The following is a 14,911-nucleotide window of genomic DNA, read 5'->3' on the forward strand; positions in this document are numbered from 1 at the left end:
CGCGTCAGTTGATCTGCTCGAAGATGGAGAAGACGGGCATGTAGAGGGCGACGATCATGCCGCCGATGAGGACGCCGACGCCCGCGATGAGCAGCGGCTCGATGATCGAGGTCATCTGCGAGGTGGTGGCCTCGACCTCGTCGTCGTACGCGTCGGCGATCTTGCCGAGCATGGTCTCCATGGAGCCGGCGTCCTCGCCGACGGCGATCATCTGCACGACCATGGAGGGGAACACGGTCTCCTTCGCGAGCTGGTCGGCCACGGGCCGGCCCTCCCGCACGGCGTCGGCGACGCGCTGCGAGGCCTCGCGGATGACGGCGTTGCCGGAGACCTCGCCGACGACGGTGAGGGCGAGCACGATCGGCACGCCCGCGCCGAGGAGCGACGCGAAGTTGCGGGTGAAGCGCGCGAGGGCGATCTTGCGCACGAGCGGGCCGAACACGGGCAGCCTCAGCAGCAGCGGGTCGAGCACCGCGCGCACCTCGGGCGCGTTCTTGTTGCGGCTCCACCAGATCGAGAGCACGAGCGTGCCGACGATGAGGAGCGGCCCGAGCCAGATCATGTTGCCCGAGATCGAGACGAGGATCTGCGTCGGCAGCGGCAGCTCGCCGCCGAGGTCGGCGAACATGCCCTCGAAGATCGGCACGATGAACCAGATCATCGCGACGACCGCCACGAGCGCCATGCCCACGACGACCATCGGGTAGGCCATCGCCGACTTCACGGTGTTGCGCAGCTTGACCTCCTTCTCGAAGGTCGTGGCGACGGCCACGAGCGCCTCGTCGAGGAAGCCGCCGGTCTCGCCCGCGCCGATCAGGTGGATCATGAGCGGCGGGAAGACGTCGGAGTGCCGGCCGAAGGAGCCCGAGAGGCTGCCGCCCTGCTCGATCTCGAGCCGCACCTCGTCGAGCACGCGGCGGAGCGTGGGGTGCTCGGTCTGCTCGGCGAGGATGCGCAGCGCCCGCAGGAGCGAGAGGCCGGCGCCGACCATGGTGGCCAGCTGGCGCGCCATGACCGAGAGGTCCTCGAGCTTCGGCCGCTTCTTGAGGAACGAGAGCTCGATCTCGCGGTTGAGCCCCGTGCCGCCGCCGCTCTCGGCGACGCCGACGGGCGAGAGCCCCATCTCGCGCATGCGGGTGAGCACCGCGGCCTGCGAGGGGGCGTCGAGCTTGCCCTTGACGAGCTTGCCCGCGCCGTCGCGGCCCGAGTACTGCCAGGTCTTCGCGGTGGTCACGATCGCGCTCCCCTCGAGAAGGCGTCGCCGAAGTCGAGGCCGGAGGCGATGCCCGCGGAGGGGCCGGCGGCGACGACCATGCCGAGCATCTCGTCGACGTCCTGCGCCTTCTCCATCGCCGCGTCCTTCGTGATGATGTCGCGGTTCACGAGCTCGGCGAGGTGCTGGTCCATCGTGCGCATGCCGTGCGAGGCGCCCGACTGCAGGGCGCTGCCGATCTGGTGCGTCTGGCCCTCGCGGATGAGGTTCGAGATGGCCGAGGTGGCGACCATGATCTCGCTCGCCGCGACGCGGCCGCGGCCGCCGGCCTTCGGCACGAGCGTCTGGCAGACGACGCCCTGCAGGGTGGCCGCGAGCTGCGCGCGCACCTGGCTCTGCTGGTGCGGCGGGTAGACGTCGATGATGCGGTCGATGGTCTGCGCGGCGGACTGCGTGTGCAGGGTCGCGAAGACGAGGTGGCCCGTCTCGGCGGCGGTGAGCGCGACCGAGATCGTCTCGAGGTCGCGCATCTCTCCGACGAGGATCACGTCGGGGTCCTGGCGCAGCACGTGCTTGAGGGCCGCGGCGAAGCTGTGGGTGTCGTGGCCGACCTCGCGCTGGTTGACGATCGCCCGCTTGTGCTGGTGCATGAACTCGATCGGGTCCTCGACCGTCACGATGTGCTCGGCGCGCGTGCGGTTGACGAGGTCGATGAGGGCGGCCAGCGTCGTCGACTTGCCCGAGCCCGTGGGGCCCGTGACGAGCACGAGGCCGCGCGGCAGGGTCGCGAAGCGCGAGATGCTCGCCGGCAGGTCGAGCTCCTCGATCGTGCGGATGCGCGTGGGGATGAGGCGGAAGGCCGCGCCGCGCGCGGAGCGCTGCTGGTAGACGTTGACGCGGAAGCGGGCCTGGTCCGAGAGCGCGTAGGCGAAGTCGAGCTCGAGGTGCCGCTCGAAGGTCTCGCGCTGCTCGGGGCTCATGAGCGCCTCGATCGCTGCCGAGACGCGCTCGGCCGACCAGACGCCGAACTCCTCGAGCTGCACGAGCTGGCCGTCGAGGCGCATCGTCGGTGCCGACTCGGCGGTGATGTGGAGGTCGGAGCCGCCGGTCTGCACGACCCATTGCAGGGCCACGAGCAGGTCGCGCTCGTCGCCGCGCGAGACGGGCCCGGCCGCCTCGGCGGGCGCCGCAGGGGCCGACGCCGCCTGCGCCTCGCGGCGCAGGCTCGCACGGGTCTGGGGCTGGAGGAGCTCGGTCATACGATCACCCGCTGCACTTCCTCGACGGTCGTGAGGCCCAGGCGGGCCTTCGCCCACGCGTCCTGGCGGAGCGTGCGCATGCCCTGCGCCATCGCGACCTTCGCGATCTCGGAGGCCGAGGCGCGGGCGACGGTGAGCCGCTCGATCTCCTCGGTCACGGTCATGACCTCGTGGATCGCCACGCGGCCGCGGTAGCCGGTGCCGCCGCAGTGGGTGCAGCCGACGGCGCGGTGCACGTCCAGCTCGCCCGAGGCGTCGAAGCCCATGGCCTGGAAGTGCTCGGCGCTGCGCGGGTCCGGCTCCTTGCAGCGCAGGCACAGCCGGCGGGCGAGGCGCTGGGCGACGACGGCGTCGAGCGCCGAGCCGACGAGGAAGGGCTCGATGCCCATCTCGGTGAGGCGCGTGATGGCGCTCGGCGCGTCGTTCGTGTGGAGGGTCGAGAGCACGAGGTGGCCGGTGAGGGCCGCCTCGATGGCGATCTGCGCCGTCTCGTGGTCGCGGATCTCGCCCACGAGCACGACGTCGGGGTCGGAGCGGAGGATCGAGCGCAGCGCCGCGGCGAAGGTCAGGCCCGCCTTGTTGTGCACCTGCACCTGGTTGACGCCCGGCATCCGGTACTCCACCGGGTCCTCGACCGTGATGACGTTGACCTCGGTGCGCGCGACCTCGTTGAGGGTCGTGTAGAGGGTCGTCGACTTGCCGGAGCCCGTGGGGCCGGTGACGAGGATCATGCCGTAGGGCTTGCGGAACGAGGTCTGGTACGTCTCGAGGTTGTGCGGCAGGAGGCCGAGGTCCGAGAGGTGCAGCGACTGCCCGCCCGTGTCGAGGATGCGCATGACGACCTTCTCGCCCCACACCGTCGGCAGCGTCGCGACGCGGAGGTCGACCTTGCGGTCGCCGTGCATGACCGACATGCGGCCGTCCTGCGGGCGGCGGCGCTCGGCGATGTCGATGTCGCTCATGATCTTGAGGCGCGAGATGATGCCCTGCTGCATGTGCTTGGGCGCGCTCGGCATCTCCTGCAGCACGCCGTCGACGCGGAAGCGCACGCGCACGCCGCGCTCCCCCGGCTCGATGTGGATGTCGCTCGCGCGGTCCTGCACGGCCTGGCTCACGAGCAGGTTGACGAAGCGCACGATGGGCGCGTCGTCGTCGCCCGCGTCGGGGAGGTCGAAGCCGATCTCGACCGCGGCCTCCTCCTCCTGGAGCGTCGCGGTGATGTCGTTGAGCTCGCTGTCGACGCGGTGGAAGCGGTCGATGGCCGCGAGGAGGTCCGACTCCTCGGCGCCCACGGGCAGCACCGCGACGCCGGCGCTCTGGCGCACGTCGTCGATCGCGAGCACGTCGGAGGGATCGACCATGGCGACGACGAGGCGCCCGTTCTCCCGTGCGACCGGCAGCAGCGTGTGGCGGCGCGCCGTGGCGCTCGGCACCATCGCGACCGCGCTCTGGTCGACCGCGAGGTCGGCGACGACCACGAAGGGCACGCCCGCACGGGCGGCGCGAGCCGAGGCGGCCTGCGCGCTCGTGATCGTGCCGTCCTCGATGAGGAGCCGCAGCGCGGTCTCGTCGTCGTAGCCGGCAGCCACGAGCTGGTCGCGCCGCGTCGTCGTCAGCTCCCCGCGCCGCGCGAGGAGGTACGTCAGCGTCGCCATGGCGAGCCGGCCCTCTCGAGCGGGGTGCGGGCGCCGGTGGGCGCTGCCGCACGCAGGGATGCGTACATGGTGCGGGATCCTTCGTGACAGGTCCGGTGCTGGACGGTGCTGCTGCGCGGCTCGGGTGCTGGGTTCCTCCGCCGCTGTCCGGATCGCTGATCCCGACGCAAGGATGGTGGCACGGTGCTTGCGCGGCACGCAACAATCTGTCAGCGCAAGGTTCGCTGAAGCGGCAGAACGCCGCATCTGCACTTCGCCTCTTCCATACATCGGCGATTCTGGTAACGTTGTTACACATCTCGGATGCGCCGGGATCCCGCGGAATCCAGGTCCGCGGCGGTGGGCCGCCCGTGCGGCCGGTCGAGGCGACGGCGCACGAGACAGGAGGGGCGATGCCTGAGCGCGCATTGAGCAAGCCGGCGATCACCTTGCGCGCACCTCAGGGTCGGCCACGGCATCGCGCAGGTACAGTGAGGCGCCATGCCTGACCAGGACGCACGCCCCACTCCGGGCCTCCGCGAGCGCAAGAAGCAGCTGACGCGGCGCACGATCGCGGACGCCGCGTTCGCGCTCGCGGTCGAGCGCGGCCTCGACGGCGTCACGATCGACACGATCGCCGAGCAGGCCTTCGTCTCCCCGCGCACGGTCTCGAACTACTTCCCCTCCAAGGAGGCGGCGATCGTGGCCTCGGGCGCCGACGACCCCGAGCCCATTGCCGCCGCGCTCGTGCTCGAGCCCGGCGAGGCACCGCTCGTCGCGATCCGCGAGGCGCTCGCCGCGCGGGTGCGCGAGTGGGACGCCGAGCACCTCGCGACCCTCCGCGCCAAGGAGGAGCTCATCGACCGCTTCCCCGCGCTCCTGCCCCACCGGATGGCGCAGTACGACGCGCTCGAGGACGCCCTCCGCGTCGCGGTCGCGGCGAGGCTCGGCGCCGACCCCGACACCGACACGCTCCCCCGGCTCGTCGCCGGCGCAGGCGCGGCCGTGCTGAAGACGGCCATCCGCATCTGGGTGCAGCAGGGCGGCGACGGCGCCGAGCTCGCGGCGCTCGTCGAGCGCGGCTTCGACGAGGTCGAGGGCGGCCTCGGCGGCGACGCCTGAGCGCGGCTGCGAGACGCGTTCCCGTGATCGACGCCAGGACGGCGCCGACGGGGCACGGAGACGGCCAGCGCGAAAGCGCCTTCGACAGGCGTGTCTGTGCTCGGCGCCGAGAGGGCGCCGACGTGGCACGGAAATGGCCAGCGCGAAAGCGCTGGCCATGAGATCTTCCGTGCTCGGCGCCGAGACGGCGCCGGCGGGGCACAGACGTCGAAGGCGCGAAAGCGCCTTCGACAGGCGTGTCGGTGCCCCCAGTAGGATTCGAACCTACGGCCTTCTGCTCCGGAGGCAGACGCTCTATCCCCTGAGCTATGGGGGCCGGGCCGCCGAGGCAGCTCCGCCAATCTAGCACCGCGCGACGGCACGCCGGACCGCGCCTCCGCGGCACGCCGAACACGGACAGCGTACGCTTACCTGCATGGGACGCCCACGACTCCACGACGAGCAGCTGCGCCAGCGGCTGCTCGACGCCGCGACCGACCTGCTCGCCGTCGAGGGCGCCGACTTCTCGCTGCGCCCCCTCGTCGCCGCCGTCGGCACGTCGACCTCCGCCGTCTACTCGCTCTTCGGCTCGCGCGGCGAGCTCGTCGAGGCCATCACGCTCCGCGCCGCCGCGTCGTTCGTCGACGCGCAGCACGCGGTGGATGAGGACGCGCCCGGCGTCCGCGTGCTCGCGCTCGCCCGCGCCTGCCGCGGCTGGGCGCTCGAGCACCGCACGATGTTCCAGGTCGTCTTCGGCGGCGCGAGCGGCTCGGCCGCGATCGAGGAGGCCCGTGCCGCGACGACCGCGCCGCTCCTCGAGGCCGTCCGCGAGGCTGTCGCCGCCGGCGTGCTCGAGGGCGACCCCGAGGTCGCGACGCGCACGATCTTCGCCGGCCTCCACGGCTCCATCTCGCTCGAGCTCGTCGGCATGATCGCCGAGGGCGACGCCGCCTCGCTCTTCGAGGCGCAGCTGCAGGCGATCTGGCGCTCCTGGGCCTCCGAGGCGCACCGCACCGCCGACGCCGCCTGAGCCTCGACACCGATACCCCTCGGGGGTATGATGGCGTGACCATGGACACGCACGCGACGCACGGCTACGCCTCGGACAAGGAGGCGCTCCTCAAGCGGCTGCGCCGCGCCGAGGGGCAGGTGCGCGGCGTCGCCCGCATGGTCGACGAGGACGTCTACTGCATCGACATCCTCACCCAGGTCTCCGCCGCCACGAAGGCGCTCGAGACCGTGGCGCTGCAGCTGCTCGAGGACCACCTCGCGCACTGCGTCGCCGAGGCGGCCGAGCAGGGCGGCCCCGTCGCGCAGGAGAAGCTCGCCGAGGCGAGCGCCGCGATCGCGCGGCTCGTGCGCTCCTGATCCAGCAGACAGCCACAGGCAGAGGAAGGCACCACCGTGCAGCAGCCCATCGAGATCATCAGCACCCCGGCCGACGTCGACCAGCAGGCGGGCGGCTGCTGCGGCGGCGGCTGCTGCTCCACGACTCCCGCCGACGCCGCCCCCGCGGCCGCCACCCAGTCGTTCGAGGTCGAAGGCATGACCTGCGGCCACTGCGTCTCGTCGGTCACCGAGGAGCTCTCGGGCCTCGCGGGCGTCGCGGGCGTCGAGGTGCAGCTCGTCGCGGGCGGCCGCTCCACCGTCACCGTCGCCTCCGACGCGCCGCTGCGCCTCGACGACGTGCGCGCGGCGGTCTCGGAGGCCGGCTACTCGCTCGTCGAGGCCTGAGCCCGCACGATCCCCATCCCGAGGGCGTCGCACCGCGAGGTGCGGCGCCCTCGTCGTGCGCCGCGCGCTCCGCGGACGCCGCGGGCACGCTCGACAGGCATACCCCCCAGGGGTATGCTGGATGCCATGAGCGAGCCCCGCACCGTCGACCTCGAGATCGAGGGCATGACCTGCGCGTCCTGCGCCTCCCGCATCGAGCGCAGGCTGGGCCGCATGCCCGGCGTCGCGGCGAGCGTCAACTACGCCACCGAGGTCGCCCACGTCTCGCTGCCGGAGGGCACGAGCGTCGACGACGCCATCCGCACCGTCTCGGAGGCCGGCTACCGCGCCGCGCTCCCCCAGCCGGAGGTCGAGCGCGACGAGACCGGCACCCCGCTGCGCACCCGTCTCGTCGTCTCGGCGATCCTGGCGCTCCCCGTCGGCGTGCTCTCGATGGTGCCCGCGCTGCAGTTCGACGGCTGGCAGTGGGCGATCCTGCCGCTCGCGCTCGTCGTCGCCACCTGGGGCGCCTGGCCGTTCCACCGCGCCGCCGCCGTCAACCTCCGTCACGGCGCAGCCACGATGGACACGCTCGTCTCGCTCGGCGTCGCCGCCGCGACCCTCTGGTCGCTGTGGGCGCTCGTGCTGGGCGACGCGGGCCGCATCGGCATGCGCATGGAGCTGCACTGGTTCGGCGGCCACGGCGACGAGCTCTACCTCGAGGTCGCCGCGATCGTCACCGTCTTCCTGCTCGCGGGCCGCTGGATCGAGTCGCGCGCGAAGCGCCAGGGCCAGCAGGCGCTGCGCGCCCTCGCGCGCCTCGGCGCCAAGGAGGCGACGGTGCTGCGCGACGGCCGCGAGGAGCGCATCCCCGTCGGCGAGCTGCAGGCGGGCGACCGCTTCCGCGTCGTGCCGGGCGAGAAGGTCGCCGCCGACGGCGTCGTCGTCGAGGGCGCGTCCGCGATCGACGCGTCGCTCCTCACGGGCGAGTCGATGCCCGTGGAGGTCGTCCCCGGCAGCGAGGTCGTGGGCGCCACCATCAACGGGCACGGCGTGCTCGTGGTGGAGGCGACGCGCGTGGGCGCCGACACCGAGCTCCAGCGCATCGCGACGCTGCTGACGCGAGCCCAGGAGGGCAAGGCCGACGTGCAGCGCGTCGCCGACCGCGTCTCGCAGTGGTTCGTGCCGGCCGTGCTCGTGCTCTCGGCGCTCGCGCTCGTGGGTTGGCTCGTCGTGACGGGCGACGCCGCCGCCGCCTTCACCGCGGCCGTCGCGACCCTCATCATCGCCTGCCCGTGCGCGCTCGGCCTCGCGACCCCCACGGCCCTCCTCGCCGGCACGACGCGCGGCGCCGAGCTCGGCATCCTCATCCGCGACGCCCGCGTGCTGGAGTCGAGCCGCGGCATCCGCCGCATCCTCGTCGACAAGACGGGCACCGTCACCGAGGGCCGCATGGCGGTCGAGGAGGTCGCGGCCGGCGCGGGCGAGGACGCCGACGAGGCGCTGCGCGTCGCCGCGGCCGTCGAGCGCGCGAGCGAGCACCCGATCGCGCGAGCGATCGCCGCCGCAGTCGCCGAGGCCCCGACCGCCGAGGGCGTGCGCGCCGCGGCCGGCGCGGGCGTCACGGGCGTCGTCGAGGGCCGCGCCGTGCAGGTGGGCAAGCCCGACTGGCTCGCCGCCGACTGGGGCGTCGCGATGCCCGACGACCTCGCGGCGGCGTTCGAGGCCGCGGAGGCGCGCGGCGCCACCGCGCTCGCCATCGCGTGGGACGGCCGGATGCGCGCGGTCGTCGCCGTGCGCGACACCGTGAAGCCCACGAGCCGCGCCGCCGTCGAGCGGCTGCGGGGGCTCGGCGTCGACGTCGTCATGCTCACGGGCGACCACGAGCGCGCAGCGCGCGCCGTGGCCGCCGAGGTGGGCATCGAGCGCGTCGTCGCGGGCGTCTCCCCCGCCGGCAAGGTCGACGCGGTGCGCGCCGAGCAGGCCGACGGCGTGCGCGTCGCGATGGCGGGCGACGGCGTCAACGACGCGGCGGCCCTCGCCGCCGCCGACCTCGGGCTCGCGATGGGCACCGGCACCGACGCCGCGCAGCAGGCGGCCGACATCACGCTCGTGCACGGCGACCTCGCGGGCGCGGCCGACGCCGTCGCGCTCTCGCGACGCACGCTCCGCACGATCCGCGGCAACCTCTTCTGGGCGTTCGCCTACAACGTCGCCGCGCTCCCGCTCGCGATCGCGGGCCTGCTCAACCCGCTCATCGCGGGCATCGCCATGGCGCTCTCGAGCGTGTTCGTCGTGCTCCACTCGCTCACGCTGCGCGGCTTCCGCCCCACCGCGTGAGGCGCGCGGGCTACGGCGCGACGAGCCGGGCCCGGCCCCCGCGCACGAGCCAGATCGCGGCGGTCGTGCCGACGACGCCGATCCCCGCGAGCAGCGCGTCGAGGCCGAGCTCCATGATGAGGAAGGGCGCGATCGCGAACAGCAGCACCGCCGCGACCGTCGCCGCCCGCCCAGGGTGCACGGGGTCGGCGAGGTGGCTCGGGCTGCGCTCGTAGCGCACGAGCCACAGCGAGAGCAGCCAGACGACGCCGAGCACCGCGAGCAGCATCGGGATGCGCGTGGCCCACCACACGCTGGAGCCGGGCTCCGGCAGGGGCAGCGGCAGCAGCAGCTGGAGGCCCGTGAGCACCATGATGATCGGCAGGTGCCAGAGGTAGATCGTCATGAGGCGGCTGCCCGCGAGCCACACCACGGCGCGGGCCGGGCGCGTCTCCATGAGCGCGGCGAGCGGCCGGTGCAGGAGCGTGAGCGCCGCGGCCTGGATCGCCCCGAGCACGAGCATGGGCACGGTGGGCGGGTACTGGTTCGAGAGCATGCTGGGCGAGTAGCCCGCGAACGGCACGAGCACCAGCAGCAGCGCATAGCCGGCCAGCACGATGCCCGCGAGCGCCCAGGGCGAGCGCTGGCGGAACCAGCCGTCGTGCATCCAGAAGCCCAGCTGCTGCACCGCGACCCACACCACGACGACGTTGACCATGCCGAGCTGCGGGATGCCCGTGCCGAGCCGCGCGGCGTCGACGAGGCACGCCGCGAGCGCGAGGAGCGCGAGGGTGCGCAGGGGCGCGCGCTCGTGGAGGCGGATCATCGCCGGCGCGAGCGCCTGCGCGAGCACGTACGCCGCGAGGAACCACAGCGGCGAGCCGATGCCGATCGCCACGGTGTCGACGAGCAGCGGGTCGACGCCCAGGAGCGCCGCGCCGACGAGCGCGAGCGCCAGGAAGGCCAGGAGCGGCAGGGCCGGGCGGGCGAGCCGCACGAGGCGCAGGCGCACGAACGCATCCGCATCGCCGCCGCGCCGCTCGAGGCTGCGCCAGCCGGCCATCGCCGCGAAGCCGCCCACCACGAAGAAGAGCGGCATGACGTCGCCGAGCCACGTCGCCGCAGCGAACCACGGCTGCGCCTCGACCGTGCGCTCGATGAGCAGCTGGCCATCGGGGCCGTGGCCCACGCCGACGAAGAGCAGGTGGATGACCACGACGAGCAGCACGCACGAGACGCGGGCGAGGTCGAGGGTGAGGTCGCGCTGGGCGAGCCTGGCGTCGGCGCCGGTCGTCATGCGAGGACAGTAGCCCCTTGCGGGCGCCGCCGTGGGCCCGCCGCGCACGGCCCGCGTCAGCGGTCGAGCTGCGCGAGGAACTCGGCGGCTCGTCGCCGCACGCGGTCGCGGATGCGCCGCACCTCGTCGGTGCCGAGGCCCGCGGGGTCGTCGAAGTCCCACGCCTCCAGCCGCTGCCCGCGCGCGCGCGGGAAGGGGTGGCGCACGAGCATCGTGACGACGACGTCGGCGGCGGCCGCGACGTCCTCGGTCGCGGGCTTCGGGTACGCGGCATCGATCGGCACGCCATCCTCGGCCATGACGTCGACGACGGTGCGCAGCGGCTCGGCCGCGGGGTTCAGCGCCCCGGATCGCGCCTCGACCCTGCCGCCCGAGAGGGCGTTGAGGTAGGCGGCGGCCATGAGCGAGATGCCGTCGTTGCGGATCGACTCGACGAGCACGCGCACGGGCGAGCCCGCGGGGCGCGGCTCCGCGACGGCCTGGATCGCCTCCACGCGGTCCGCGGCGAGCGCGAGCGCCCGCGCCGTGCGCCCGGGCTCCGCGGCCCGCTCGAGCGCGTCGTGCGACTCGAAGACGATCCGCTCGACGCGCGCGGCGTCGAGCCCGGGGTGCGCGGCCGCGAGCCTCCCGCGCGCCGGCGCGCAGGAGGGCGTCGACCGACCGGTGCTCCTCGCGGTTCATGCTGCGCCCCTCCCCGCCGCGCGCGGCGTCGTGCCCAGGCTACGGCGCGGCGGCGCGGCGCGGGATGCGGCGTCGCGCCGTGGCCGCGGCGCTCGGGATGCGGCGTCGCGCCGTGGCCGCGGCGCTCATAGCGCCGGCGCGTGGCGCTCGAGGAAGGCGTAGAGCTCGCCGTCGTCGACGCCGGGGTAGGTGCCGGAGGGCAGCGGCGCGAGCGTGTGCTGGTGCATGCGCGCCGAGGCCCAGGAGTGCTGCCGCCAGCGCTCGACGAGGCCGGCCTCCGGGCTCGCGCAGCAGCGCACGTCGGGGCACGTGGAGCGCTCGCGGAACGCGGTCTGCGCGCCGCGGAACCACTTCGCGTCGTCGAAGCGCACGCCGAACGAGATCGAGAACTCGCCGTCGGTGCCGGAGCCCGTCTGCGTCGAGCACCAGAACGTGCCGCCGGGGGTGTCGGTGTACTGGTAGAACTCCGTCGTGCGCGAGGTGCGCTCGAAGGCCGTGCGGGCCGCGAAGCGGCGGCACACGATCTGGCCCTCGGCGTGCCCGGAGGCGTCGACCGGCACGGGCAGGCCGTCGTTCTCGTAGACCCGGATGAGCGTGCCGTCCTCCCCCACGCGCAGGAAGTGCACCTGCAGGTCGAGGTCGGTCGCGAGGTTCGTGAACCGCATCGCGGCCGTCTCGTGGGTGACGCCGAAGGCGTCGCGGAAGTCCTCGACCGCGAGGTTGCGGTCGCGCTTGGCACGGCGCAGGTACTCCACCGCGCGGCTCTTCGGCATGAGCGCGGCCGCGGCGAAGTAGTTGATCTCGAGCCGCTGCTGCAGGAACTCGCGGTAGGCGCGCGGCTCGCGGTGCTGCAGCAGGCGGTGCGCGATGGCCTGCAGCGCCATCGAGCGCAGTCCGTGCCCGCCGGGGATCGATGCGGGCGGCAGGTAGATCCGTCCGTTCTCGAGGTCGGTGACCGAGCGCGCCGAGTGCGGCATGTCGGTGACGTACACGAGCTCGAAGCCGAGCCGCGCCGCCATCTCGCTCACGGTGTTGTGGGTGAGGCTGCCGCCCTCGTAGCCGACCGCGGCGAGCTGCTGCTCGGCGAGCTCGTCGAGCTCGTCGATCGCGTTCGCCCGCTCGCGCATCTCGTGCCGCAGGGCCGTGGCGTCGCGCCGCGCCTGCTCGGGCGTCGCGATCGCCTCGCGGCTGCGGCGGTCGAGCTCGCGGTGGAGGCCGACGAGGGCGCCGAGCACGTCGTCGCCCATCGAGCGGCTCGGCCGCACGGCGGGGAGGCCGAGGCGCCGGTAGCTCGCACCCTCCTGCAGCCGCTGCAGGTCGAGCTCGAGCCGGGAGCGCTCGCTGGGCGGCTCGGGGTCGAGCAGCTGCGAGGTGGCGACGCCGAGCACCTCGGCGATGGCCTGCAGGTGGCTGAGCTTGGGCTCGCGGCGGCCGTTCTCGATGAGCGAGAGCTGGCTGCCCGCGAGGCCGATGCGCTCGCCGAGCGCGTCGAGCGTGAGCTCGGCGGCGGTGCGGAAGTGCCGGATGCGGTGTCCGAGGACGGCGGCGTCGACCATGCGCCCATCATACGAAAGATCGCGCGATCCTCGCACCACGCGCGAGGGATGACTGGCGCGCACGAGGGCGCGGGGGCGACGGACGGGCCGCGAGCGGCGGAGCGTGCCCGGCCCGCGCGCACGCGCCGCACCGGAACGAGCACGCGTCCCGCGATCGGACGACGACCGCGTCGCTCGACTTTGCAGGAGCGAAGGAAGCGCGCATCCTTCCTCGCTCGGAGGCATCGCAGCGCGCCGCCGCGCGAGCAGAGTGGAGGCATGACGATCCTCCCCGCCGCCCCCACCCGCGCCGCGAAGGCCGCGCCCTCCCCCGCGGCGCGCCGCGCGGTCGGCGCGCCGGAGTCCGCCGACCCCGCCATCGTCGCCTGGGTGCAGTCGGTCGCCGACCTCACCGAGCCCGCGCGCATCCAGTGGTGCGACGGCACCGACGCCGAGTGGAACGCGATCGTCGCCACGATGCTCGACGCCGGCACGATCGTGCCCGTGCCGAAGCGTCCCGGCAGCTACCTCGCGCGCTCGAACCCCGACGACGTCGCCCGCATGGAGGACCGCACCTTCATCTGCGCCGAGGACGCCGACGACGCGGGCCCCACGAACAACTGGCGCGCGCCCGAGGCGATGCGCCACGTGCTCGGCGGCCTCTTCGACGGCGCGATGCGCGGCCGCACGATGTACGTCATCCCGTTCTCGATGGGCCCCGTGGGCGGCCCCATCTCGAAGAACGGCATCGAGATCACCGACTCCCCCTACGTCGTCGCCTCCATGCACGTCATGACGCGCGTCGGCACCGCCGCGCTCGAGGCGATGCGCGGCACGAGCGACTGGGTGCCCGCGGTGCACTCGGTGGGCGCGCCGCTCGCCGAGGGCGAGGCCGACGTCGCCTGGCCCTGCAACCCCACGCGCTACATCTCGCACTTCCCCGAGACGCGCGAGATCTGGTCGTTCGGCTCGGCCTACGGCGGCAACGCGCTGCTCGCGAAGAAGTGCTTCGCGCTCCGCATCGCCTCGGTGCAGGCGCGCGACGAGGGCTGGCTCGCCGAGCACATGCTGCTGCTGCGCATGACGCACGAGGACGGCCGCCGCATCCACCTCGCGGGCGCCTTCCCGAGCGCGTGCGGCAAGACGAACCTCGCGATGCTGCAGCCGACGATCCCCGGCTGGAGCGTGGAGACGCTCGGCGACGACATCGTCTGGATGCGCCCCGGCCCCGACGGGCGCCTGTGGGCCATCAACCCCGAGCACGGCTTCTTCGGCGTCGCGCCCGGCACGAGCGAGTCGTCGAACCCGACCGCCATGGCGATGCTCGACAAGGACACGATCTTCACGAACGTCGCGATGACCGCGGACGGCGACGTGTGGTGGGAGGGCATGTCGAAGGAGGCGCCAGAGGGCCTCACCGACTGGCAGGGCCGCCCGCACGACCCGGCTCGCGGCCCGGCCGCGCACCCCAACGCGCGCTTCACCGTGCGCGCCGAGCAGTGCCCCTCGATCGCCCCCGACTGGGAGGCGCCGGAGGGCGTGCCGATCGACGCGATCGTCTTCGGCGGCCGCCGGCCCACGCAGGTGCCGCTCGTGCTCCAGGCGCGCGACTGGGAGCACGGCGTCTACGTCGGCGCGACGATCTCGAGCCAGCAGACCGCCGCCGCCGAGGGCCCGGTGGGCGAGATCCGTCGCGACCCCTTCGCGATGCTGCCCTTCTGCGGCTACAACATGGGCGACTACTTCGAGCACTGGGTCGACATGGGCCACCGGCTCGGCCGCGGCGCGCCGAAGATCTTCTCGGTCAACTGGTTCCGCCGCGACGACGAGGGCGGCTTCCTGTGGCCCGGCTTCGGCGAGAACGCGCGCGTGCTCGAGTGGATCGCGGGCCGCGTCGCCGGCACCGCGGCCGGCGTCGACACCGCGATCGGCGTGCTGCCCGCCGACGGCGCGATCGACCTCGAGGGGCTCGAGCTCGACCCGCGCGTCGTCGACGAGCTGTTCGAGATCGACCCGAAGGCGTGGCTCGGCGAGCTCGTCGACATCGAGGCCTTCTTCGGCCAGTTCGGTCGGGCGCTGCCCACGGGCCTCGTGCGCCAGCTGAACCACGTGCGCTGGCGCCTCGAGCAGCTGAGCGCCGTCGCGGCCTGACGCGCGGC

12 protein-coding genes and 1 tRNA gene are annotated in these 14,911 nt (G+C 73.8%); 6 read left to right on the forward strand and 7 right to left on the reverse strand.

Features of this window, described 5'->3' with window-relative positions; genetic code table 11:
• Positions 1-4: 4 nt before the first annotated feature.
• Genes OVA14_RS00805 through OVA14_RS00815 form a run of 3 tightly spaced genes read right to left on the reverse strand, consistent with a single transcriptional unit; the run spans position 5 to position 4,127 of the window.
• Positions 5-1,234 carry a type II secretion system F family protein gene (locus OVA14_RS00805; RefSeq protein WP_324288026.1) on the reverse strand — a complete coding sequence of 410 codons (1,230 nt, stop codon included), beginning with the start codon at positions 1,232-1,234 and terminating at the stop codon, positions 5-7.
• Complete coding sequence (locus tag OVA14_RS00810; protein WP_324288027.1) at positions 1,231-2,472, reverse strand: type IV pilus twitching motility protein PilT; 1,242 nt, start codon at positions 2,470-2,472, stop codon at positions 1,231-1,233. Before OVA14_RS00810 ends, OVA14_RS00805 begins: the two co-directional genes overlap by 4 nt.
• Positions 2,469-4,127 (reverse strand): GspE/PulE family protein, encoded by a 1,659-nt coding sequence (locus tag OVA14_RS00815; RefSeq protein WP_267504441.1) that lies wholly within the window; start codon positions 4,125-4,127, stop codon positions 2,469-2,471. Before OVA14_RS00815 ends, OVA14_RS00810 begins: the two co-directional genes overlap by 4 nt.
• Before the next feature lie 480 nt (positions 4,128-4,607).
• Between OVA14_RS00815 and OVA14_RS00820 the strand changes: the two genes are divergently transcribed.
• On the forward strand, positions 4,608-5,228 hold the full coding sequence (locus OVA14_RS00820) for a TetR family transcriptional regulator (RefSeq protein ID WP_267504442.1): 621 nt from the start codon (positions 4,608-4,610) through the stop codon (positions 5,226-5,228).
• A 243-nt stretch (positions 5,229-5,471) separates the two neighbouring features.
• On the opposite strand, the gene OVA14_RS00825 is transcribed toward OVA14_RS00820, so the two are convergent.
• Positions 5,472-5,544, reverse strand: a tRNA-Arg gene (locus tag OVA14_RS00825).
• A 99-nt stretch (positions 5,545-5,643) separates the two neighbouring features.
• Here OVA14_RS00825 and OVA14_RS00830 point away from each other — a divergent pair.
• The 4 genes from OVA14_RS00830 (at position 5,644) to OVA14_RS00845 (ending at position 9,260) form a co-directional block, all read left to right on the forward strand.
• Positions 5,644-6,237 (forward strand): TetR/AcrR family transcriptional regulator, encoded by a 594-nt coding sequence (locus OVA14_RS00830; RefSeq protein ID WP_267504443.1) that lies wholly within the window; start codon positions 5,644-5,646, stop codon positions 6,235-6,237.
• 41 nt (positions 6,238-6,278) lie between these two features.
• Positions 6,279-6,575, forward strand: a complete 297-nt coding sequence (locus tag OVA14_RS00835) for a metal-sensitive transcriptional regulator (protein ID WP_267504444.1) — start codon at positions 6,279-6,281, stop codon at positions 6,573-6,575.
• Between the two features lie 36 nt (positions 6,576-6,611).
• Positions 6,612-6,941: a heavy-metal-associated domain-containing protein gene (locus OVA14_RS00840; protein WP_267504445.1), complete on the forward strand. Its 330-nt coding sequence runs from the start codon at positions 6,612-6,614 to the stop codon at positions 6,939-6,941.
• A gap of 126 nt (positions 6,942-7,067) precedes the next feature.
• The gene (locus tag OVA14_RS00845; protein WP_267504446.1) at positions 7,068-9,260 is read left to right on the forward strand and encodes a heavy metal translocating P-type ATPase; all 2,193 of its coding nucleotides are present in this window, start codon (positions 7,068-7,070) and stop codon (positions 9,258-9,260) included.
• A gap of 10 nt (positions 9,261-9,270) precedes the next feature.
• Here OVA14_RS00845 and OVA14_RS00850 read toward each other — a convergent pair whose 3' ends face one another.
• The 3 genes from OVA14_RS00850 to OVA14_RS00860 form a co-directional block, all read right to left on the reverse strand.
• Positions 9,271-10,536, reverse strand: coding sequence for an acyltransferase family protein (locus tag OVA14_RS00850; protein WP_267504447.1), 1,266 nt, complete (start codon positions 10,534-10,536; stop codon positions 9,271-9,273).
• A gap of 56 nt (positions 10,537-10,592) precedes the next feature.
• A complete protein-coding gene (locus tag OVA14_RS00855) occupies positions 10,593-11,030 on the reverse strand; it encodes a phosphotyrosine protein phosphatase (RefSeq protein ID WP_267504448.1) in 438 nt (145 codons plus the stop codon).
• A gap of 312 nt (positions 11,031-11,342) precedes the next feature.
• Positions 11,343-12,773 (reverse strand): helix-turn-helix domain-containing protein, encoded by a 1,431-nt coding sequence (locus OVA14_RS00860; protein WP_267504449.1) that lies wholly within the window; start codon positions 12,771-12,773, stop codon positions 11,343-11,345.
• Between the two features lie 258 nt (positions 12,774-13,031).
• On the opposite strand from OVA14_RS00860, the gene OVA14_RS00865 reads away from it, so the two are divergent.
• Positions 13,032-14,903 carry a phosphoenolpyruvate carboxykinase (GTP) gene (locus tag OVA14_RS00865; RefSeq protein WP_267504450.1) on the forward strand — a complete coding sequence of 624 codons (1,872 nt, stop codon included), beginning with the start codon at positions 13,032-13,034 and terminating at the stop codon, positions 14,901-14,903.
• Positions 14,904-14,911 lie beyond the last annotated feature (8 nt).

The sequence above is a fragment of the Agrococcus sp. SL85 genome (assembly GCF_026625845.1).
Taxonomy (GTDB): Bacteria; Actinomycetota; Actinomycetes; order Actinomycetales; family Microbacteriaceae; genus Agrococcus.